The 21,165-nt window shown below is 61.9% G+C and carries 23 protein-coding genes; 14 read left to right on the top strand and 9 right to left on the bottom strand.

Translation table 11 applies throughout. The features are described from left to right. Nucleotides 1-2 precede the first annotated feature (2 nt). The 6 genes from AB1555_07200 to AB1555_07175 all read left to right on the top strand — a co-directional run bounded on the left by AB1555_07200 (nucleotide 3) and on the right by AB1555_07175 (nucleotide 7,148). Nucleotides 3-215 carry a hypothetical protein gene (locus AB1555_07200; GenBank protein MEW6246479.1) on the top strand — a complete coding sequence of 71 codons (213 nt, stop codon included), beginning with the start codon at nucleotides 3-5 and terminating at the stop codon, nucleotides 213-215. A gap of 84 nt (nucleotides 216-299) precedes the next feature. Next, a complete protein-coding gene (locus tag AB1555_07195) occupies nucleotides 300-2,789 on the top strand; it encodes an RHS repeat-associated core domain-containing protein (protein MEW6246478.1) in 2,490 nt (829 codons plus the stop codon). Nucleotides 2,790-2,823: 34 nt separating this feature from the next. Further along, the gene (locus AB1555_07190) at nucleotides 2,824-3,195 is read left to right on the top strand and encodes a hypothetical protein (GenBank protein ID MEW6246477.1); all 372 of its coding nucleotides are present in this window, start codon (nucleotides 2,824-2,826) and stop codon (nucleotides 3,193-3,195) included. 257 nt (nucleotides 3,196-3,452) lie between these two features. Beyond that, nucleotides 3,453-4,310, top strand: coding sequence for an IPT/TIG domain-containing protein (locus tag AB1555_07185; GenBank protein MEW6246476.1), 858 nt, complete (start codon nucleotides 3,453-3,455; stop codon nucleotides 4,308-4,310). Nucleotides 4,311-4,370: 60 nt separating this feature from the next. Then, entirely contained in the window at nucleotides 4,371-5,717 is a 1,347-nt protein-coding gene (locus tag AB1555_07180) for a hypothetical protein (protein ID MEW6246475.1), read from the top strand. Between the two features lie 48 nt (nucleotides 5,718-5,765). Further along, the gene (locus AB1555_07175) at nucleotides 5,766-7,148 is read left to right on the top strand and encodes a hypothetical protein (GenBank protein ID MEW6246474.1); all 1,383 of its coding nucleotides are present in this window, start codon (nucleotides 5,766-5,768) and stop codon (nucleotides 7,146-7,148) included. Nucleotides 7,149-7,215: 67 nt separating this feature from the next. Here the strand turns inward: AB1555_07175 and AB1555_07170 are convergent, their stop codons facing one another. The 3 genes from AB1555_07170 to AB1555_07160 form a co-directional block, all read right to left on the bottom strand. Next, entirely contained in the window at nucleotides 7,216-7,674 is a 459-nt protein-coding gene (locus AB1555_07170) for a YHS domain-containing (seleno)protein (GenBank protein MEW6246473.1), read from the bottom strand. A gap of 92 nt (nucleotides 7,675-7,766) precedes the next feature. Next, entirely contained in the window at nucleotides 7,767-8,870 is a 1,104-nt protein-coding gene (locus AB1555_07165) for a glucose 1-dehydrogenase (protein MEW6246472.1), read from the bottom strand. A 55-nt stretch (nucleotides 8,871-8,925) separates the two neighbouring features. Continuing rightward, entirely contained in the window at nucleotides 8,926-9,330 is a 405-nt protein-coding gene (locus tag AB1555_07160) for a hypothetical protein (GenBank protein ID MEW6246471.1), read from the bottom strand. 120 nt (nucleotides 9,331-9,450) lie between these two features. Between AB1555_07160 and AB1555_07155 the strand changes: the two genes are divergently transcribed. Next, nucleotides 9,451-10,095, top strand: a complete 645-nt coding sequence (locus tag AB1555_07155) for a sulfite oxidase-like oxidoreductase (protein ID MEW6246470.1) — start codon at nucleotides 9,451-9,453, stop codon at nucleotides 10,093-10,095. A 61-nt stretch (nucleotides 10,096-10,156) separates the two neighbouring features. Then, entirely contained in the window at nucleotides 10,157-11,272 is a 1,116-nt protein-coding gene (locus tag AB1555_07150; GenBank protein MEW6246469.1) for a dipeptide epimerase, read from the top strand. Here the strand turns inward: AB1555_07150 and AB1555_07145 are convergent. Both AB1555_07145 and AB1555_07140 read right to left on the bottom strand, forming a co-directional pair. Continuing rightward, the gene (locus AB1555_07145) at nucleotides 11,262-11,474 is read right to left on the bottom strand and encodes a DUF3565 domain-containing protein (GenBank protein ID MEW6246468.1); all 213 of its coding nucleotides are present in this window, start codon (nucleotides 11,472-11,474) and stop codon (nucleotides 11,262-11,264) included. The two genes, AB1555_07150 and AB1555_07145, sit on opposite strands and share 11 nt — an antisense overlap. 84 nt (nucleotides 11,475-11,558) lie before the next feature. After that, nucleotides 11,559-11,882 carry a cupin domain-containing protein gene (locus AB1555_07140; protein ID MEW6246467.1) on the bottom strand — a complete coding sequence of 108 codons (324 nt, stop codon included), beginning with the start codon at nucleotides 11,880-11,882 and terminating at the stop codon, nucleotides 11,559-11,561. Between the two features lie 301 nt (nucleotides 11,883-12,183). Between AB1555_07140 and AB1555_07135 the strand changes: the two genes are divergently transcribed. Together AB1555_07135 and AB1555_07130 are read left to right on the top strand one after the other, a co-directional pair. After that, nucleotides 12,184-12,777 (top strand): DUF1566 domain-containing protein, encoded by a 594-nt coding sequence (locus AB1555_07135; GenBank protein ID MEW6246466.1) that lies wholly within the window; start codon nucleotides 12,184-12,186, stop codon nucleotides 12,775-12,777. A 500-nt stretch (nucleotides 12,778-13,277) separates the two neighbouring features. Then, nucleotides 13,278-13,823 carry a DUF3365 domain-containing protein gene (locus AB1555_07130; GenBank protein MEW6246465.1) on the top strand — a complete coding sequence of 182 codons (546 nt, stop codon included), beginning with the start codon at nucleotides 13,278-13,280 and terminating at the stop codon, nucleotides 13,821-13,823. Between the two features lie 96 nt (nucleotides 13,824-13,919). Here AB1555_07130 and AB1555_07125 read toward each other — a convergent pair whose 3' ends face one another. Both AB1555_07125 and AB1555_07120 read right to left on the bottom strand, forming a co-directional pair. Further along, complete coding sequence (locus AB1555_07125) at nucleotides 13,920-14,333, bottom strand: DUF86 domain-containing protein (GenBank protein MEW6246464.1); 414 nt, start codon at nucleotides 14,331-14,333, stop codon at nucleotides 13,920-13,922. After that, complete coding sequence (locus AB1555_07120) at nucleotides 14,326-14,721, bottom strand: nucleotidyltransferase domain-containing protein (GenBank protein MEW6246463.1); 396 nt, start codon at nucleotides 14,719-14,721, stop codon at nucleotides 14,326-14,328. The genes AB1555_07125 and AB1555_07120 overlap by 8 nt, the downstream gene beginning before the upstream one ends. A 139-nt stretch (nucleotides 14,722-14,860) precedes the next feature. Between AB1555_07120 and AB1555_07115 the strand changes: the two genes are divergently transcribed. Both AB1555_07115 and AB1555_07110 read left to right on the top strand, forming a co-directional pair. Beyond that, on the top strand, nucleotides 14,861-15,832 hold the full coding sequence (locus AB1555_07115; GenBank protein ID MEW6246462.1) for a hypothetical protein: 972 nt from the start codon (nucleotides 14,861-14,863) through the stop codon (nucleotides 15,830-15,832). 15 nt (nucleotides 15,833-15,847) lie between these two features. Beyond that, complete coding sequence (locus tag AB1555_07110; GenBank protein ID MEW6246461.1) at nucleotides 15,848-16,084, top strand: hypothetical protein; 237 nt, start codon at nucleotides 15,848-15,850, stop codon at nucleotides 16,082-16,084. Nucleotides 16,085-16,150: 66 nt separating this feature from the next. On the opposite strand, the gene AB1555_07105 is transcribed toward AB1555_07110, so the two are convergent. Beyond that, nucleotides 16,151-16,651, bottom strand: coding sequence for a hypothetical protein (locus AB1555_07105; protein ID MEW6246460.1), 501 nt, complete (start codon nucleotides 16,649-16,651; stop codon nucleotides 16,151-16,153). Between the two features lie 17 nt (nucleotides 16,652-16,668). After that, complete coding sequence (locus AB1555_07100) at nucleotides 16,669-17,178, bottom strand: heme-binding protein (GenBank protein MEW6246459.1); 510 nt, start codon at nucleotides 17,176-17,178, stop codon at nucleotides 16,669-16,671. A 217-nt stretch (nucleotides 17,179-17,395) separates the two neighbouring features. Between AB1555_07100 and AB1555_07095 the strand changes: the two genes are divergently transcribed. After that, entirely contained in the window at nucleotides 17,396-18,745 is a 1,350-nt protein-coding gene (locus AB1555_07095; protein ID MEW6246458.1) for a hypothetical protein, read from the top strand. A gap of 51 nt (nucleotides 18,746-18,796) precedes the next feature. Continuing rightward, on the top strand, nucleotides 18,797-21,040 hold the full coding sequence (locus AB1555_07090) for an FdhF/YdeP family oxidoreductase (GenBank protein ID MEW6246457.1): 2,244 nt from the start codon (nucleotides 18,797-18,799) through the stop codon (nucleotides 21,038-21,040). The last annotated feature ends 125 nt before the right edge of the window (nucleotides 21,041-21,165 follow it).

The raw sequence follows: 21,165 nt of genomic DNA, 5'->3' as shown, positions 1-21,165 counted from the left end.
GCATGACCAACCGGATCCTAAAAGCCAGCTATCTCCTGATGGGAATCGGCATAACGCTGCTCGTTAGCGCAGCTGTCGACGCATTTTTGATTTCTTCAGGCTTTTACCGGCTCGATTACTGGCTTGGGATGGTTGGTTGGACTATTGGTCTTCTGGGCTCAATTCTTTATGGGTATGCATTTTTCAAACGTCTTAAACAGAAAAGCGACCTGTGATTCACGAGATTGTCCCGTCCGCGTGTCCGGCAGATGGCTGGATGGGCCGGACGGGAAGTTGGTTGTCATGCGCGGACAGGCAAGATGACAACGATTCAATTCAGAAGTTGGCGGCTCTCGCTGCTGCTCGTAGCTCTCCTGGCGTTGCCCGCCCCGACTCATGCCGACCCACCTCCGTTTGATCATGACTCATTCGATCGCTTGCCTGATCGTGTCGTGAACGAGACTGCCGATGCCAACGGGACATGTCGAGCAACTCACATCGAGATCCGATGGGTGTTTCTTATTTATACCGCCCCCATCCATCCTGCAGGCCTGACCACCACATTCGAGTACGATACGGCGGGCAACGTCACTCGCATCACGGATCACGCGTCACAGGTCACGGCATTTGAGTATGACCCCACCTTCAACCGAGTGACGCGGATCGATCAGATCCGCACCCCGACCACCACCTTGACGACAACCTTTGCCTACGATCCCGCGAACGGCAACCGCGTGACCGTCACCGATCCGCTCACCCACACGACGACCATCGGCTACAACGCCTTTGGCCAGCCGACTTCCGTGCAAGGCCCGATTCCGACGGAGCCCCCGACCACGTTCAGCTATGACCCGAACGGCAATCTGATCACCACGACCGATCCGCTCGGCAACACAACCACCCGAGCCTCTGATCTCGTCAGTCGTCTGACCAGACTCACCGATCCCCGCGGCTTCGCCACCCAATTTCGCTACGACCCGCTGAATCGCGTCACCGAGATCGCCGATGCCGCGCACGGCGTGACCAAGTTCACCTACGATGGCAACGGCAACTTGCTCACGGTCACGGATGCGAAGAACCAGACGACCACCTACACGTACGACACCATGGATCGGCTGGCGACGAGAAAAGACGCGTTGAATCGGAGCGAAAGCTATCAGTACGACTCGATGGGGAATCTGACGGAGTTCACGGACAGGAAGAGCCAAGTGAGCCAGTTTACCTACGACGCCTTGAATCGGCGGACGAGCGCGAGCTATCAAGACGGGAGCACGGTGTCGTTTATCTACGATGCCGTGGGCAGATTAAGTCGGACGACGGACTCGCTTTCAGGTTCCATCGACTTTGCCTACGACACCTTGGATCGGTTGACGTTAGAGCTAACGAGCTTAGGCGCCCTGACCTATCAATACGACGCCATCAGCCGCCGGACGAAAATGACCGTGGCAGGCCAGGCGCCGGTGAGTTACCAGTACGATGCCGCGTCCCGCTTGATTCAGATCGCGCAAGGCGCACTCGCGGTGGGTTTGGGCTATGACAACGCGAACCGGCGGACCTCGCTGACCTATCCCAACGGCACCAGTGCGAGCTACGCCTATGATGCTGCTTCGAGACTGACAGACATCACCCACATCGGACCAAGTGGACTCCTTGAAGGGCTCACCTATATCTACGACACAGCCGGGAATCGGACGAGCCTCATACGGGCGAACGGCGCCGCCTCACTCTTGCCGAGCGCGGTCACCTTGGCAACGTACGACGCCACCAATCAACAGACCCAGTTCGGTGGGGCCACGCTGACCTACGATCAAAACGGCAACCTCACCAACGACGGCACGAATACCTACACGTGGGATGCTAGAAATCGATTGGTGACAATCAATCAGATCGGCGGTATGAGCATTGGGTTCGCCTACGACGCCCAGAACCGGCGCGTGGCTAAAACGATCGATGGCGTGACCCTGCAGTACCTGTATGACGGGCCTGATCTTGTCGCCGAACTCCTCGCCCAAGCTGTGCGCGCCATCTATATTCGTAGCCTGGCCATTGATGAACCGTTCGTTCGGCAATCCAGCGGTGCACAGGAGTATTACCATCTGGATGCGCTGGGATCTGTCCTTGCCCTAACGGACATGGCAGGTGCCGAAACAACTTCCTATGCGTATGAACCATTCGGCCGCACAACAGTCGAAGGGGCTGGCAGCGCAAGCCCTTTTGCCTATACAGGGCGTGAGAGAGAGCCTGGAGGTACGCTGTACTACTACAGAGCGAGATACTACATTGCCACTCTTCAGCGATTCATATCCCAAGATCCGATTGGGTTGGCGGGAGGGATGAACCGCTATGCTTATGTCAAAAATAATCCCCTGAGGTTAAGAGATCCTCTAGGATTGAGACCGGGCGATTCTTATCCTACCCGTGCTGCGGCGGCCAGGGATGCTATTGCGGATGTGCGCGGGCAGACCAGTGTTAACCGATGGGAGTACGGCGGGATTATTTATCAAAGGCCGGATGGGCTGTATTCATACACTGAAGCGAGAACCGACATGCTCCCCGATAGGGTTGGTCTCGTCGAACCGGGTCAACAAATTTCACCTAATGCTGTAGCGGGATACCACACACATGTAACTCTGGAAGATATGTCTGACTTCGACAAGGCTGGTGCTGCAGCGCATAAGCTGTGCGATTATGTCGGTATCCCAGTTGCCGGTATCGCTGCTGAGAGGATTCTGGAATACAATCCCAAAACGAATGAAGTCGTCGACGTGACACAACCGTCTGCACGAATGGAAAAGCCGTGTCGGAAGTAACGCGAAAGTGGAGCGGGAAATGCGACGGCTGCCCATGAAGACGCTGACAGAGTTCATGATCTTGATATCCATTACCGGGAACATCATTTTCTCCACCTGGTTATCAGGAGCAGAAAGGGAGACGATTACAGAGCAGCAGGCCATCATGATTGCCAATCAAGAGGTAAAGAGATTAGGTAGAGCTCTTGATCGTCTTGAGATGGATGTTGATAGAACATGGGAGCTCTTTCGCAATCGAAATCCTCGATTGCTTGAGCACTATCCGAACGCGGCTGCGAGGATCAGAGGTCGAATGTATTGGGCCATTACCTATGGCCCTAAGGATCCAATGATTCGAGGCGGTGGACTGACCATCTTCGTTGACAAGGAAACCGGGAACATTCTGGCCGTCATCCGGTACGAATGATCTCGCAGAGTAAGGTGTCCCGTCCGCATGTCGGGCAAAGGGGGGCCTGAGCTGCGGACGGAGAAATGACCCAACAGGATTTTCGATGTTGATTGCTGAACACTCGAAGCAGATTCATGTGAATGTCCCGTCCGGCTGTCCGCCGTGGTGCGGCACTGAACCGTGAAGACGTTTCTCATCGGGTTGGGCAAGTGGCTTGCCGCAGGCGCGTTAAGAGATCACGTGAAGTATGTGGTGAAGACAGAGTAAGGGTGAACGTGAACGCGTTGTTCCGAAACCTCGTCTGTTCGGTGATCGTCATCGTGATGGCCGGGTTCCTGGCCTGGCCGGCCACTCCGTCTGCCGACCAAGCCCAATACTTCTACGACGAACTCGGCCGGCTCAGTGGGGTCGTCGATGGTACCGGTAACGTGGCGGTGTATCACTACGACCCCGTGGGCAACTTGCTCTCGATCGAGCGGTTCACGCCGGCCGGCACCGGCGTCGGCATCTTTCTGCTTGCCCCGACCCGCGCGCTCGCCGGCGCCAACGTCCAGATTCAGGGGTTCGGCTTCGACCCGACGCCCGGGAACAATCAGGTGGCATTCAATGGGACGACGGCGACCGTCGTGTCTTCCACGCCGACCACGATCATCGCATCCGTCCCCAGCGGGGCCACGTCGGGTCCAGTGACCGTGACGAACGTGAACGGGACCGCGACGAGCCCGCATCCGTTTACCGTGCTGGTGCCGCCAATCGTGACCGGGATCACCCCCCATCGAGCGGCACAAGGGACCACGAGCCAACTCGTCATCGGTGGCTTCAATCTGGCGGATGCCACCGCCGTGACGTTCACCCAGGCGGGGCTCTCCGCCACGGTGTTGGGTGGGGCCACTGCGAATAGCTTGCCGATCACCTTGGCGGTCGGCGCGGCGGTGCCGCCGGGATCCTATCCGTTTTCCGTCGTCAGCCCGGCGGGTACGGCCCAGAGCGGCACGGTGACCGTGATGGTCACCCCGCCGGTCCCGTCCTTCAGCCTCAACAAAGGCAGCGTGTTCTTCCCCTTTCCGGCGCAGACGCCGCCGACGGGGAGCAGCATGAGCGTGGCGCCGCCAGTGAGTGTGTCGATGCCGTAAGAGGCCGTGACGCGTGATGCGTGATGCGTGACGCGTCATGGTGTGTGAGAGAGGTGGTCCGTGAGCAAGGGTAAACGAGCAGCTCTTCCTAGAGTCCTGGGATTCACGGTCGTGCTGAGCGCTTCGAGCCTTGGATGGGCTCAGACGTTCAACAGCGGGAGCACCGGCGCGCTCGGAGCTTTCAATCCCACGGCCAACACGACGGTCATCCTGCCGCCCGACGGCATTCTCAACTACACCACCGTGACCATTCCGTCCGGGGTGACCGTGACCTTTCAGCGGAATACGGCCAATACGCCGGTGACGCTCCTGGCCACCGGCGACGTGACGATCGCCGGCGCGGTCAGAGTTGATGGCACGAATGGGCCGTCGCAGGGAGGTATAGCCGCGCCAGGCGGTCCAGGTGGCTTCCCCGGTGGAGTCGGAGGCGCAGTCACCATTACGGGGTACGCGCCGGTCGGCGGAGCCGGGCCGGGCGGCGGCGCGCCTGGCGACTCGACGGCAAGTAGCAATGCGACCTATGGGGCTCCGATCTCCTTCGCCTCGCTCGTGCCGTTGGTTGGCGGCTCGGGAGGAGGCGGGGGTGTTGCCTCGACCCTCAGCGCCGCCGGGGGCGGGGGCGGAGGCGGCGCGATCGTGATCGCCTCATCTACGAAGATCACTGTCACCGGGATGATTACCGCGAACGGCGGCGGCGGGGCGACCAGTGCCGCTGGCACGAGTTTTAATGCAGGGGGAGGTAGTGGAGGCGCGATCCGATTGGTTGCGCCGCAGGTGACGGGAGCGGGACAGTTGCAGGCTACTGGTGGCCCAGGCACCCCAACCGGCGTGCCCGCCGGATCCGGTCGCATCCGCATCGAATCCGCGACCGGCACCTTTACGGGTATCAGTAACCCGACGGCTTCGGTCTCCACAACGCTTGGTCCGGTGACCCCGGCCAGTACACCACCACTGGTGAACCTGCCGACGCTGACGATCACCTCGGTCGGCAGCATCGCCGCGCCGGTGACGCCCACCGGTGCCTATACAGTGGCTGATATGTCACTGCCGCAGGGCACCACAAATCCCGTGCCCGTCCTGCTGACTGCCAGCGGGCTCCCCTTCCCGACCCCGTTTACCATCAAAGTCATTCCGCAACTCTCCGGGCCGACGACCGTCACCGGAACCTTGACTGGTTCGACGGCCACGGCGCTGGTGACCTTGCCGATAGGCGAGGTCACCCAGTTGGTAGCCTTTGCGAGTTTCACCGTGCCGACGCAAAGCGCGGCGCTCTGGCCGCTCATCGACGGCGAGCCGGTCGAGCAGGTGCTCATCGCCGCAGCGTTCGGCGAGCCGGCGACTGTCACATTTCGCACTCGATCAGGTAAGACCGCCCAGGCCACAGAGACGTGGGTGCAGGGGAGGTAGCGAAGACGCACCTTCTCCGCGCGGGGGACGTATCACTACTGAGCCGACATGAACAGGTCGTACGTTTCTGGATGGATCATCAGTCTGACGTTGACGCTGCTCTTAGGCGGAATCGAACCGCTTCCGGCCCAAACGTACAGCAGCGGCAGCACCGGCACCCTTGGAGCCTTCAACCCCACGACGAACACGACCGTGACGCTCCCGCCTGACGGTGTGCTGAACTACACGACAGTCAACATTCCAGCGGGGGTCACCGTGACGTTTCAGCGAAATGCCGCCAATACGCCGGTCATTCTGCTTGCCACCGGTGATGTCACGATTGCCGGGACCATCAGCGTCAACGGCAGCAATGGTGCGAATCCGGCAAGTACCCCAGCGCTGGGCGGCCCTGGCGGATTTACCGGCGGGCTGCCGGGCAGCACGCCGACCGCCGGCTCAGGACCAGGCGGGGGCGCGGCCAGCGGAAATGCCGACTATGGCGCACCGGCGTCGTTTGTCTCGTTGCTCCCTCTGTTCGGCGGCTCCGGCGGTGGCGGAGGGCTCGTGAACGCGATTTCGTCTGCAGGCGGTGGGGGTGGAGGCGGAGCCATTGTGATCGCCTCTTCCACGCGTATTACCATCGCCGGCACCGGCAGTGTCACTGCCAACGGTGGGAGCGGCGGGTTCGGGGTCGGCGGGACAGCCTTCAACGCAGGCGGCGGCAGCGGCGGGGCCATCCGATTAGTGGCGCCCATGGTTACCGGCACGGGGACGCTCAGCGCCAACGGCGGGTTTGGTTCGGGGACGGGAGCTGCCGCTGGGACCGGCCGCATCAGAATTGAATCCTTCACCGTCGGGTTCACCGGGCCCGCTTTGCCGCTGGATGTGATTCCTTCGACGTCGTTCTCGACCGCACCGGGCCCGGTCACGCCAGCCGGCAATCCGGGATTAATCAATCTCCCAACGCTGCGGATCACCCAGGTGGGCGGTCTCACCACCCCCGCCACCCCCACAGGATCTTACAGCACCGCAGATGTCGTCCTCCCGGGTGGCACAGCCAACCCTGTGCAGGTGACGCTGGCCGTGACCAACACGCCGTTTCCGTCCAGCTTTACCGTGAAGGTTGTTCCCCGGTCCGGCTCACCCAGCACCGTGACAGCGTCGGCCGTGCCCGGCGGGACGTTTGCCAGCGCGACCTACACGGCCAACGTGACGCTTCCTACCGGCCAAGTGAGTCTGTTGAATGCCTTCGGGACCTTCACTCTTCCGCAACTCGCCGGTCTGTTCCCGCCGATCGACGGCGAACCGGTGGATCATGTGCTGATGGCGGCGAGTTACGGTGAAGACTCGGAAGCCTTTCTTGTGACCAAATCGGGGAAGATTGCGCGAGCAGGGAGCGTCTTACAGCTTGGCAAGCCAGCCGCCTCAGATCGACCAGCAGGAATGCAGTAAAGACCCAACTAAGCCTGTTCGCCAAGCAGCGGCACGAAGACGCACGGGTAGAACGACAGGATCGTTTTTATTCAATGACCCTCGTGGTCTTTCGCACCTCCGGCCAGTGTCGGTCGGCCTTGTTCACATAGCCAGGGATGTCTTTTTGCCACCTGGTTCGTACGTCCTCATTGTAGTTCAGATACAGCTTGTCGCCGACGACCGTGAATGCAGCCGGGTCAGTGGCCGCCTTATAGCCCTTGGCCATGCCGAAGGCGCAGAAACCGCCGTATTGGGGCGCGTACTTGTCGGGATGAGCGACGAATGCTTCGCGGTTGGCGGCTGAAGCGAAGCGGAACGTCGAGCCTTTGTATTCCGCCGTGTAACGCTCGGAACCTTTGATCGGCTTCCGTTCGGTGAAGTACCTGACCGGGTCGTAGCCTCCGATCGCCGCGCCGTCTCTCTCGTAGAACTCGCCGGCTATGGCCGCTGAGCAGACGAGGCACAGCGCGGCCGTCAAAGTTGCGATGGTCACCGGTACCTTCATGATGCCTCCACAAACTGGCTGTCCGTCATGCGTCAATCGTCAATCGGGAGGACAGACGATCTGTCTCTCTTTACAGTTGACGGTTGACGGTTTTACTCCGGCGCCACGTTCACGAAGACCTTGATCGCACCCTTGGCCTGCATGAGCAGCCGCATCATCTCCCGGTAATTGTCGAGCCCGTCCACCGGGTGCGTCAGGAACTTCGACAACCAGCCGGGAAATTCCAGCTCCGCCCGGCACAGGTCATAGACGCCCGCCTCGAAGTATTCCCGATTCGCGTTGACCGTCCCGACGACCACCTTGTTCCCGAGCACGAATCCCAGGTTGATCATGTCGGCCGGCACCGGAATCGACCGGTTGCCTCCCGTGACGCTGGAGAGAATTAATACGCCGTTTTTCCCCAGGCACGCCATCGCTTCGAACACCAGCGGCGAATAGCCCGTGGCTTCAAACATCAGATCGAAGGGCCCGTACTTCACGGCCGCGTCCTTGACTGACATCTGTTCCGTCGAGACATACCGCACGCCGATCTCTTGCAGCAGATCGGAGTTGAGATATGGCGCGGGGCTCCGGCCAAAACTTGTCACCTCCAGGCCCCGCATCCGGAGCGACATGGCCGCCAGCAGCCCGATCGTGCCGGCCCCGAACACCGCCGCGCGCCGGGGTCGCCAAATCTTCAGGCGCCGCTGAGCCTCATAGGCTTGCATGATTCCCTTTTCGATCACCGACGTCGGCTCGAGCAGCACGCCGACGTGCTTCAGGCCTTGAGGGACCTTTACGAGATACTCCGGATCTTCCACGAACAGCTCGGTCAAATATCCGTGGCGGAGGTTGATCCCCCGCTCGTAGTACGTATCCTCGGTTGTCATGTCGTATTGGCCGATTGTGTCGTAGAAGCTGCCGCCCGGCCGCCGGACCGTCGGCACGACGTAATCGCCCGGCGCCAGCTCCGCCACGTTCGGTCCGATCTCCACCACCCGCCCGAAACACTCGTGACCGATCACGAGAAAGTCGCAGCCGGGAGGCGCCTGGCCATATTCCGCCGCGTTGATCTCCTTATCCGTCCCGTCCACACCGATCCGCAACACTTGCACGAGCACGCCTCGCCCGTTCGGGATGTCGCCGACCGAAGGCTTGGGCAGTTCGGCGAGATGAATCGAGTCGGGCTTACCGGGAAACACGGCTACAGCTTTCATAGCACCTGCTCCTCGCTTTCCTGATCGTGGTTCCTTTGGAGGGGATGGATCCTGCTCATTCGAATCGCGCCATCGCCATCCGCCCCATGCTGTCTTCCTTATGTCTCCGCTCGTCGATGCCGATCTGCCGGATGACGTCGGCCATCGCATCGAAGCGGTCGAAGATGCGGCGGGCGAAGTCCTCGTGCTCGTACGTGTGCGTGATGGCGATGTAGGCCACATGCTCCCAGGCTTGGTAAGGCACCCGCGCGATCAGCTCCAGCACCTTGAATTTGCTCCAACTGCGGCCGCGGCCGTACAAAAGGCCCATCACGCCGAACAGGATCCTCGCTAAGAGGCCGTACGGCGCCGGCGGGCTGGTCAGCGTCGCCGCCTCTTCTTTTCGCAATTGCTCCGGGCTTAACCTCTGCCGGGTGCTCTGCATGGCGACGGCCTCCTTCCGCTCCTTAGTCGCACCCACGCGGAAGGCCTTACATCTCGGTGCCCACCGATCGACGTCCCCGCGCTGGCGGAGCCCGGTGCGAAAGACCTTGTAAGCCCACCGGGCTTTGCTCTACTCTTGGGATAAGAGGCTTTTCCGATGGACACGAACGAGCGGCTGATCAAAGCCAAAGAGAACTGGGCGCGGGCGCGCCGCGGCGGCGAGGAGCGGGAGGTCTTCGAGACGGGTAACGATCGCCTGCCGCCGGGCCAGCACCTCGTCGAGACCTGGCCCGTGCTCGACTTGGGTTACAAGCCCGAGATCGCGCTCTCAGAATGGACACTCACGGTCAACGGCTTTGTCGCCAACCCGATCATCTGGACCTGGGAGCAGTTTCTCGCAGAAGCGACCTTCAAGTCGGTCTCGGACTTTCACTGTGTCACTTCCTGGAGCCGGTTCGACAACGAGTGGGAGGGCGTGAACTTCAAGCGGCTCATCGAAGTGGTGAGGCCCCTGTCCCTGGCCAAGTTCGTGCTGTTCAAATCGTACGACGACTATACCACCAACCTGCCGCTCGACGCCTGCGACGATGACGACGTGCTGCTGGCCTACACCTGGAACGGCCGACCGCTCACGAAGGAACACGGCGGGCCGGTCCGGATGATCGTGCCCAAGCGCTACGCCTGGAAGGGCGCGAAGTGGATCAAGGAGATCACGTTCTCCGATCGCGACCGGAAGGGCTTCTGGGAAGTGCGCGGCTATTCGAACACCGCCCTGCCGTGGCAGAACGACCGGTACGGATGAGCATGGTCCTCCAGCGCTCTCGATCGCCGGAAGCACCACCTTTCTCTGCACCTCACGACGCGTGACGCTCATCTGCACACATCCCGACGCGATCACCAAAGTCGAACTCTGGCCGGTGGATGTGCCCATCACCGACCCGTTCGTCGTCGCGACCGGCAGCCGTGTCGTCGCGCAGAACGTGTTCGTGCGGATCACCTTGCAGGGCGGCGCGCAGGGGTACGGCGAGATGGCGCCGTTCCCGGAAGTCGGCGGGGAGGATCGTGCGACTTGCCTCTCCGTGGCCATCCAACTCGGGAAGACGCTGCTGGGGCAGTCCGCGGCGCAGTATAGACGCTGGGCCGGCATGCTGCAGGACCTGGCGCCCTCGCACCCGGCCGCGCGCTGCGGGTTGGAGACGGCGGCGCTCGATGCCTTCAGTCGGGCCGCGGGGATCCCGTTCTGGGCCCTGTGGGGCGGCGCCGACGTGCGCGCACGCGAGACGGACATCACCATTCCGATCGCCGATCTCGACCGCACGGTCGAGCTGGCGCGCGGATGGCATGCCCGAGGATTCCGGCTGTTCAAGATGAAGGTCGGGAGGGACGTGGACGGCGACGTTCGCCGACTGGAGGCCGTGCACCGGGCGCTTCCCGACATCGCGTTCATCGGGGACGCCAATCAAGGCTTCAGCCGCGACGAGTGCATCGCGTTTGTGAACGGCGTGAAGCGGTTCGGCGGGCGCCTGGTCCTGTTGGAACAGCCGGTCGCGCGGGACGACCTCGACGGTCTGCTGGCGCTGCGCCATCTGACGGGCATCCCGGTGGCCGCCGATGAATCGGTCCGTTCGCTGGAGGACGCGCGGAGCGTCCTGGAGCAGCAAGCGGCCGATTACATCAACATCAAGATCATGAAGACCGGCGTCATCCAGGCGCTGGACATCGCCGCCTTTGCCCGCGGGGCCGGGTTACGACTGATGATTGGCGGGATGGTGGAGACGCGGATCGCGATGGGCTGCTCGTTCGGAATCGTGTTGGGCTTAGGCGGGTTCGATGTGCTCGACCTCGACACACCGCTCCTGCTCACCGACGACCCGGTCAAAGGCGGGTATCGCTACGACGGTCCGCGCCTGCAGCCCTGGCAGGAATCCGGCCTGGGGGTGACGACCGACGCCGGTCTCGACGTGACGATCATCGAGTAATACCCGCTCGCGATTTCTCGCCATCGCATGTCTTGCAAACCAGCGTCTGTCCAAGCTGTCGCGTGCGGCTTTCTTCCGTCAGGACCCACGGCCGGTTCACGAACGGCGGCTGATGGCGCACGTGCTGTCCGTGGCCGCAGGCCAGATCTGCGACCCAGTCACCATGCTCATCCTGATGAAATCCGAGGATCGTTCGTTCCATAACCACGTATCGGGGCGGCCATTGCCATCGGCACCCGGCGTCACGCGGCGACGGCGATCACCTTCATGAGTGCCGGATGGAGTTTCAAGGACAGGATGCCGACGACCTCACCGCGTCGAGGCTGACCACCGGCTCATCGCCGACGACTTCCGCGGAGTGGACGGCGCCGCGCGGAACCTCAAGGGTATCGCCTGCTCCCAGGATCGCCTCTTCCCCTTCGACGATCAGGCGAAACCGTCCGGAAATCACCGCATCCATCTTATCCACACTGTGCGTGTGATCCGGAAAGTACGTTCCCGGGGGATAGACATACCTCGTCACCGAGTAGCCCAAGCGTTCAAGCTTCCGCCGCAGCGCCGATTCGGAGAGCGTTCCATCCGTCTCGGAATTCCACCGTATGAGATTCATGGCGCTTCACCTGACCTGTCGGGCATCTCCTTCGGTCGATCGACCTGTCTGCATCGGACCAAAACCGTCACGATCGGCACAAATTAGAACAAGCCTCCGTCTTCTCCGCAAGATCTCCTGACCGCTTCGGTCCGAACTGCGCGGCCCGCAACGGGAGCAAAACCCATTGATCTCATGTACTTAAGCCCGCGTCTTTCTCTCGACAGCCGGACTCCTGCCGTACCGGTCGTTGTCCCGGCGCGGAAAGGCCCAGGTCTTGCTGACGCTCCGTCAACAGCCTGCTTTCGCGATGAGAGGTTCCATGAGAACGCAAGACCTGATCGCCTTTCGGCGCAGAGCGGTGATCGCACTGGGAGCGCTTGTCGCCCTGGGCATGATTGATGCCACCGTGCCGCCGGCGCCGCGATCGGCCGAGGACATGCAGTCCGCCAGATTCCGGATCTTGGCTGAATTCCAGGACGAAGCCGTGCTCGATCAGGAAACCCAATTGATCTGGGAGCGTACCCCGAGTTCCACCGGCACGGCGTGGGCCACCGCGCCGACGCACTGCGCGCTCACATCAACCGGCGGTCGCCGGGGCTGGCGGCTGCCATCGTTCTTAGAGCTGATGACGCTGGTGCAACCCTCGGCGCACGGCGTTGCCGCTATGCCCACCTTGCCCGCAGATCATCCGTTCCATGGGGTGAAAGCCTCAGCCTACTGGACGAGCACCCCACTCCCCGACGACCCTCAACGGGCCTATGCCGTGGATTTCCGGGCCGGCGATTTGGCCCCGCATCGCAAAAATCAATCGCACCTCCCCTGGTGTGTGCGTGGCGGGATCGCCGGTTCTCCGGTCCGAAACCCAGCCGGTCCCCGTCCGGAAACCGTGTCGTCCGGCCCCGACCTCGGATAACCGCCTAAACATCAGGCTGGTCTCCCTTCGTCTCTCCATTCCCAAGCAGTAATGCATGGCCACCAAGTGGCCACCCTGGAGCATGAAAATGCGGGTGGCACCGACCTGGGCGCCTGTCCGCGCGCAGCGGGGTCCCTCGGGTACCCGCCTGGCGGGTGTGGGCGGGGTGTGAGCTTGCACCCGTTGCAATCGGAGAGGAGCAACGGGTACCCGGCTGGTCGGTGACAGGCCCCGCATTTTCATACCAGTAATTCATGAACCCTTGGCTCACCCACGCATCATGAAAATTGCGACTGGGCGAGAGGCGAGGGGCGGCGAGAGGCGAGGGGCAAGGGGGTCAACTCCTGGGCTCTGGCCCCGCGCCTCTGGCCCCGCGCCTCTGGCCCCGCGCCCATTTTCTACACTAAAAAACCCGCTTGACAAGGCCGCCGAGGAGGCGCACGGTAGCGTCCGTTCATAGCCGGTTCCGATCAATATTTCTCTTACCCGGGAGGTGGGTTATGAGGCGGAGGATCGGGGTCAAGACGGGTGTCCTTGCTCTTCTCTTGGCAGTGGGAGTGGCGATTCCGATGGCGTTGGCCGCCGAGTTTTCACGGGACGCGGCGGCGCGGTACATTTTGGCGACGGTCAAGGCCTTCCGCACGGTCTATGTGCAACAAGTCATCGGGCAGGCCTCCAAATCCGGCGTCAAGCCGAATGAGAATTGGACCAAAGACGACCACGCGATCATGTTGCCGGCCCAATTCGTCAAGGCCGCAGGCGCCGAATTGAAAGACTTCGAGCTGGGGCTGATCGGATTGACGCCGATCTACAAGTCCAATCTGCCGAAGACCAAAGCCGAGGAAGACGCGCTGAAGAAGATGCTGGCCGACCCCAAGGTGACGGTCCTGACCTTTGAAGACGGGAACCAATTCAAGGGCCTGGCCGCAGATTTCGCGATCGTGGATTCCTGCGTTGCCTGTCACAACGCGCACCCCAGTAGCCCGAAGCGTGACTTCAAGAAGGGCGACCTGATGGGCGCTATCGTCGTGAGGTTCAACAAATAGAGGAAGCCAGGCACGTACGGTGGGCCACAGGGAACGGGCTGGGAGACCGCGAAGGGTCCCAGCCCGTTGTTTTTCCAGCCCATGCAAGGGATGCGCTTAGGCGAACAATTTCACAACCGTCGAGGAGAACTTACGGAAATCGTCCAACTGCTTGGTGATGATGGCGTGGACCACATCCAAGTTCAGGCTGGCATATTCGTGAACGGCGATGTTGCGAAACCCGACCATTCGTTGCATCCGGGCCGCGAGATCGGCCGGCGGGATTCCCGCCTTTTGCAAAAGGCTGAAAGCATCACGGCTTTCTTGCGGCACTCCAAGCCGCCGTTGACTGATCACATACATAGCCAGATCGATGGCCGTCTCACATGCCCGTTGCAGGTTCAGGATGATGGCGTCTTGTTTGGTCTGATTGGCGAAAAGGTTACTCTTGTCTCCAGCGTATTCCTCCAGGACGCGCCGAAGACAGCGCTCGATGCCGGCCGCTTTGTTCAAGACGACGTCGTCAGCCATAGACCAATCCCCGCTCGGCGATCCCTTTGACGATCTCCCGCCGTTCTTCATTGAGGCGCGCATAGTCCGCATAGGCATACATTTCAAATTGCCGGCGCGCCAAATCATCCGGCGCCTCCAGACAGGAACCGGTCGACAGCACCTGCATCCGCATCACTGTCGAGGCCTTGCACAGATCCACGAGGTCGACGTCTCGATGCAGTTGCGCAGCCAACTCCTGTGCGAGCTCGAACCGGCGGACGTCCGGAAGCGGCTCGCGATCCAGCACGGCGAGATCGACGTCGCTGTCCGGGCGCGCGCCGTCCTTGCCCCGGGAGCCGAAGCGGTACAGGGCGATGAGACCAGGAACGGCCTTTTTGATATAGTCAACGAGCGCCTGATCCTTCATGTCACGAACCGTCTTTTGCGCCAAGTCAGGCTACTGATTCCTCGATGTCCTGTCACTCTTCATGGAGTCCGCCAGCCCGCAGACTTGTTCAACACTCCTGGTGGCTCCTGGATCTTCGGTCGCTTGCACGGAGAGGACGATGGCTTACCGAACCGCCGTGATCTTTCTGTTCGGCCTGGCGTCGCTCTGCTTGGTCTTGTCCGGGGCGGAATTGTCTGCCCAGCTCGGCTCCGAACCGGTTTCACCCTATGAGCTACCCGCGACTGCTCTCATCTACGTGTCAGACTACTTCTCCTTCGTCGGCGCCGATCAGCGGGGTCGCGTGGCGTTTGCGTTGGATAACAATCGAGGGCGGGATGGCGAGGCCTATCAGGCGGAGCACTTTGTCGTGTTGCACGACGAACGGAAAGGCTGGATGAATGTCGCCGGCAACGGGCGATACCACAATGCCCAGAAAGAGCTGGGCCGCATCCCGAACTCGCCGTTCTTTCAGTTCGACGGCACGCCCGAAACGGGACTCACAGTGACCAGCCCCACGAACGACCTCATGCTCAAGATCGATCCGATTCCGCAACGGACCCGCCGCACGCATGAGCGGTCGGTGATCTGGATGGGGTCGGCGCCGGCCGTGTTGACCTGGCAAGGGCGGACAATTCCCGGCCGCGTGATCTATGAGTCTCTCGTCATGCCGGACTTCAATCGGTTGACGCGAACCTACTTCCGCCTGTGGAACGATTTTCAAGGCTTGTATTTGCTGGCCGGCAAGGACGGCGATCTCTACCTGCACAGCCAGCGGAGCGAACGTCTCGCGGCGTTGGCCGGCCGGCTCGTCGGGTTTGCGGTTCTCAACGAACAGACCGATCCGATGAACCAGTTGCGCGTCGAGGTGTTGGCCCGCGACTGGGCGCTCGGCTTCTATCGATGGCCGACCGCCTGGGGAATCACCTGGAATGGGACTCGCGGCCCGGCCTCGATGACGCTGCGTCTGTCCGACCAGAAAAAGATCGCCAACTGGGTCATCGGCGGGTTTTCGATGGGCGTCGTGCAGGGCGAGTTGGTGTATGATGGCCGCACGTGGCCTCTCTATGGCCTGGCCGAATTGATCATGTAAACAGGCGCCCGCGACATGGACGACGAAATACGGGCCGCGCTGGAAGAACTGGCCGTGTGGGCCGCGGTCAACGTCGGGCATGCGCCAGGCCGGCTGGAGAAGCGACTGGTCCTGATGAATGCATTCGCCGAAGCCGGCCGCCTCACTGACGGCGAGATCGGGAAACCCGATCTCACGCTCCTCGACAGCCTGCTGGACGAGCCGGAAGGGCTGATTCCCAACCTTCAGCGCCTGTGGATCGAAAGCGACTGAGGCGAGGGTTCATCCGCGGATGCCCGCCGTAGTCGCCCCAGCGAGAGGACAGCCGTCCGACACGCCTCATGTGCTGATCGGCGATAAAGACCGGACCTCGCTCTGAATCGTCCGGACAGCCTGCTTGAAGGCTTCGGGATCCTTCAGCTCCACTTCGACCATGTCCTCCTCGCCGGTTGCGTGCCGGAACCTGACGCGCACTCGATGTCTGGGTAATACCTCTTCCATCTCCAGGATCGCGTGACCCGGGATGCGATAATCCAAATGGAGTCCCTCGGGTATGAACAGCAGGCTCATCGGGAAATGCGGGCTCACCCAGAGATGATCGTGCGTGACAGCGACCCAAAGACAACATCTTACCTCTCCCAACCAGGCGAACACCGCTCGATTGGATCGCCCTGAACGCCAGGTCTCGAGAAACCGCACGTCCGGAAAGTCCGGCCTCAGGATCGGTTTGGCCTTCGACACTCGGTAGGCGATGGACAACGCGAGAATTCCGACGATCCCTCCGGCCGCCGCCAGCAACAGAACCTTCAAGAACTGTTTCCCGCCCTTCTTCCCATCCATTTCATGAGTCGACGGGATCACGGCTTGGGCGACGGCGCTTTTGGCGCCGCGCCGATCGCGTCCAATCCGGCCTGCGCGCAGGCGTCGTCCAGGTGGGCCCCGGGGGCGCCGCCGACCCCGATCCCGCCGACCACTTCACCGCCGATCTCGATCGGCAAACCGCCGCCTAGAATTAATATCCTGTCATCCATCTCGCGCAGGCCTTGCAGCGCCGGCATCTTGGCCGCCAGGTCGGCCAACTCGCTGGTCGGCCGCCGCAGGCTCGCCGCTGTGAAGGCCTTCTTCGAGCTGCTGCTGACGGTATGCGGCCCCGCGCCATCCCCACGCATGAGCGCGCGCAGCACCCCGGCCCGGTCCACCACCGCGACGCTGACCTTGTACCCGTCCTTCGTGCATTTCTCCAAGGCCGCATGAACGGCCTTGTCCGCCTGCGCGACCGGCAACACCGCCTCTCGCGGCGGCTCGTCCGCCCCCGCGGCCTGGACGAATCCGAGCATGAGGCCCACGACAAACGCGAATGTTTTCATCGGCTCCTCCCTGTTGTCCTCTTCGATAGGCGAACCAGCCGGCGGAATCTCACGGATGGTTGGCGTGAACCGCTGTATAGTACTGAGACCACTGACGTGACGCAACGGTCGCCGGGACGTGCCGGCATCGCATCCGCTTGCCCAACAGCCTCAAAAGGAGTGCTACAATGGCGTCAACCGACCCTCATCCGAAAATAACTGGCTGAAGAGTGACACGATGGAATCGTCACGTGGCCGGGATCTAGTGTACGCGTTGCTCGAAATTCTCAGCGGACGACGGTCCCGACGCTTCGGATTGGGCATGACCATGCAGGCCGGTCCGCTGGCGTACACCAGTGGGAAGCCGGGCCTGCCCTTGAGCGAAGAAGAGGAAGCCTTGCTGGCGTTTGCCGCTTGCGGTATCACCGGCTACGCGCTTGCCGACCTGGCATACGAGCGAGGCCAGGGAGGCACGATGATGGCCAGCTTTCTGGGACGGACGATTCCGAGCGGTGACGCTCTCCATACGGTGGCGCTGATCGTCATGAACGCGCACGCGACGTATTACATGAAACGCCCTCAAGATTTTGCCGTAGAGGAATACGATGCGCTCGTTCAGTTGGTCAAGCAGGAAGCCTACGTCGACCTGTACCGATGCAGCAGGGTGAGGATACGCGACGGAAGTGCCAAGCCTCCGGCGGCCCCGCCGTTCAACTTGAATGTCAATCAGTGGTCGCTGTATGACGCCGCAGCGACATATTTTCTGCCGGTCAATGAACTCACGTTCATGTACATCAACGGATTGCTGGAATGCTTCAACGAGACCACCAATTATTTCGTTCTAGACGAGCGCGCCGGTTATCATCCCGCAGGCATCGCCCGGTTCGGCCGCAGCAAGGGCGGGCATCTCATGGACGATCCTCGGGAGAATCGGGTGGTCACCGTCCAGCAACTTGAGAGTCTCGTCGACGAGTTTGTGACCGTCGAGCAAGGGCTGATGATTCAGAATCTGGCCCTGATGTCTCACGCTCTGGGCCTAGGCGGTTTTCCGCACTGGGCGGCTCATCCCTATGCCTGGTTTCAGGCTCTTGGCTTTCGCATGAGTGAGATGAAGGCCACACAATTTTTGGGAATGAACCGGTTTCAGCGAGTAATGGGGAAGCTGTTGGGGCGCGATCAACCGGTGCCGTACGTCATCGGGCTCGAGCACGATGGTGCCACCCTCCTGAAGCCGTTCTGTCCGCCCTACTACCCGTCCATGGAAGCTGCCGTGCGAGCGGTTGTGGAGCTCAAGTTCGGTCCCCAAGGCGTGTTTCGGGAAGGGGCAACCCCTGGCGCGTGGTTGCATCCCGCATCCATTGCCAAGGCCTCGCCGAAGCTCAGCGAGTGCGCTATCGAAGCAACCATTGCGTATTGTGAGTACATCTATCACCGGTACGGCAGATTCCCGGCCTATCACTCCCCGCTCAAAACGAGTCTCGGGTTTCAGGTCAATCACCTCGACATGGAGTTCTACGATCGCTATTACCGCCCTGAGGCTTTGACCAGGACGCAAAGAGAGCATTTCAAGAACTGGCACGAACGATAAGCAAGAAGGAAGGTCTAGCCCCCACCCGAAAATATGTCAGGTCACCAAAGCATGAGTGATCCGCACGCATCACTGAAGCGATCAGTGCAGCGGCACTGGGTGAGCTGGGTTCCTTTCGGTCTCGACCAGCAACACCCGAACAACTACAAGGACATTCTCGCCGCGGTCTGGGAGAACCGGGACAACCTCGGCTACGCCTTCCGCATCCTGCGCGACGGGTGTTGTGACGGCTGCTCGCTCGGCACGACCGGCCTCCACGACTGGACCATGAAAGACATCCACCTGTGCTGGGTGCGGCTCCAGTTGCTGCGGCTGAACACGATGCCGGCCATGAACTGGCGCGTGCTCGAGGACGTCGCCCCGCTGCGCCGGTTGAAGAGCCAAGCGCTCCGGCAACTCGGGCGCCTGTGCGTGCCGATGGTCCGGCGTCGCGGCGACACCGGGTTCCGGCGCGTCTCCTGGGATGACGCCATCGGGCTCATCGCCGACCGCCTTCGCGTCACCGATCCCCATCGGTTCGGCTGGTTCCTCACCGCCCGCGGCGTGACCAACGAAGCCTACTATGCCCATCAGAAAGTCGCCCGTTTCATCGGGACGAATCACGTCGATACCAGCGCGCGCGTCTGCCATGCGCCGAGCACGGCCGCGCTCAAGGACACCGTCGGCTGGTCGGCGACCACCTGTTCCTACACGGACTGGATCGGCGCCGATCTCCTGGTGTTCGTCGGGGCCAACGTCGCGAACAACCAGCCGGTGACGCTCAAGTACCTCTACTATGCGAAGAAGGCCGGCACGAAGATCTTCGTGGTCAACCCGTATGTCGAGCCCGGCATGGAACGGTATTGGATTCCTTCGGTCGCCGAAAGCGCCCTGTTCGGCACACGGTTGGCCGACGCCTTTTTCCACATCCACGTCGGCGGGGACATTCCGTTCTTCTACGGCGTGCTCAAGCACCTGATCGAGCGGGACTGGATCGATCACGCCTTCATCGCCGCTCGGACCGCCGGCTGGGATGAGCTTGAAGCGAAGGCGCGAACCCTGTCTTGGGAGGACCTCGAGCGTGGCGCGGGGGTGGATCGCAACGAGATGTTTCGCTTCGCGGAGGCGTTCGGCCGCGCGCGCCATGCCATCGTCGTGTGGAGCATGGGCGTCACTCAGCACCGCTACGGCACCGACAACGTCAAGGCGATCGTCAATCTGCAGTTGGCTCGCGGGAACGTGGGGCGGCCGCACACCGGCCTCATGCCGATCCGGGGCCACAGCGGGGTGCAGGGCGGCGCCGAGATGGGCGCCATGCCCGGCGCCTATACGATGGATTATCCGGTCAACGACGCCAACGCCGACCTCTTCGCCACGCCGGAGTTCTGGGGCTTTCGTCCGCCCTCCTGGAAAGGCCTGGGTGCCGCGCACATGATCCTGGCGGCCGAGCGCGGCGAGTTCGACGTGCTGTGGCAGAGCGGCGGCAATTTCCTGGAGACCTTGCCCGAACCGGACCGGGTGCGCCGGGCCTTGAGTCGGGTCGGCCTGCGCGTCCATCAGGATATCGTCGTCAGCTCCACCATGCTGGAAGATCCGGCCGATGTCGTCATCCTGCTGCCGTCGCGCACGAGGTATGAGCAGCGCGGGGGCGGGACGGAGACAAGCACCGAACGGCGGATCATCTACAGTCCGGAGATTCCCGGGCCGCGGCCGGGCGAGGCCCGGGACGAGTGGGAAATCCCCGTGCTGGTCGCGCGACGGCTCGATCCGGAACGCGCGGCCCAGGCGTTCCCCTGGCGCGACACGCAGCACATCCGCCAGGAGATCGAGCGGGTCTGTCCGACCTACCGGGGCATCGCGAGCCTCCGCAAGAAAGGCGATCATGTCCAGTACGGAGGTCCCCGCCTGCTGGTCGATCGGTTCGGGACGCCGGACGGCAAAGGCCGGTTCACCCCGGTCGATCTGCCGGAAGAGACGATCCCGACCGGACGATTCTTCCTCACTACCCGGCGGGGCAAGCAGTTCAACAGTATGGTCGGGGCCGAGGTGGATCCGTTGATCGGCGCGGCCCGCGACAGCGTGCTCATGGCGGCCGAGGATGCCGGACGTTTGAAGCTTGAGACCGGTGACGTGGTGGTCTTGCGGAACGAACTTGGCGAGTATCGAGGCCGGGTGGTCATTGCTCGCGTGAAACCCGGGTCGGTGCAGGTGTATTGGCCGGAGGCGAACGGCCTGGTGCCGGCGGGACGCCTCGACCCCAGCGGCGTGCCGGATTACAACGCGACCGTCGAGATCATTCCTGTCTGCTCTCAGTAGCGGGTAGCGAATAGCAGGCAGTGAGTAGCGATCAAGAGCGATTCGCTGTCGGCGTTGCGGCTTTCGCCCGCAAGGAGCCAGTCAGAACATGGCCGAGCAGCACAGGCGCGCGAAGATTCACCCAA

Source organism: Nitrospirota bacterium, from assembly GCA_040755395.1.
Taxonomy (GTDB): domain Bacteria; phylum Nitrospirota; class Nitrospiria; order Nitrospirales; family Nitrospiraceae; genus DATLZU01.
Note: the sequence above shows the minus strand (reverse complement) of the source record. Positions and strands in the feature narration are given on the sequence as shown.